This is a genomic window from Bradyrhizobium sp. SHOUNA76 (assembly GCF_023006445.1).
In the GTDB taxonomy this organism is placed as follows: Bacteria; Pseudomonadota; Alphaproteobacteria; order Rhizobiales; family Xanthobacteraceae; genus Bradyrhizobium.
Genome location: NZ_JALBHA010001152.1, coordinates 1 through 485, shown reverse-complemented (window position 1 = coordinate 485; position 485 = coordinate 1). Strand labels below are relative to the sequence as shown.

Annotated in this window: 1 pseudogene; it reads right to left on the bottom strand. The window is 71.3% G+C overall.

The features are described from left to right. Positions 1-485: pseudogene (locus MOV74_RS40245) on the bottom strand (peptidase M15); the annotation flags it as partial.

The following is a 485-nucleotide window of genomic DNA, read 5'->3' as shown; positions in this document are numbered from 1 at the left end:
AAGCTTCGGAGCGGCCGGGGCGGGCGCGGCGGCCGGCAGCACCCCGAGGACACCGTTGCCGGTGCCGAATCCCGTCGGCTGCCGCGGCATTTCGGTACGGGCGATCTCGGCCTTCGGCGCCTCCGGTTGGCTGACGATCTCGGGCTTGTTGATGAGATCGGCGCGGGCAACGACGGCGCCGGAGGTTTCCGCGACGTCGGAACGGGACGGAATGGCGTTGGTGACCGGCGGGGCGACCTGGGTGGGGGCGGCGGAGGCAACCTTCACGGCGCCGGCCTTGACCTGAACCGTCTTGACCCGAACCGGCTTCATCGGCTCGGACGAGCCGGGAATGATGGAGAGCGGCTGGCTCGAGATCACGCCATTGGTGAGCGGTGCGGGCTCGATCCTGGATTCCGTCGGCCGAACCTCGGGTTTGGGCTGGGCCGGCGGCACCGCGGCCGTCGCAGCCGCCAGCGTCGACAGACGCGCAGCCAGACGCGACG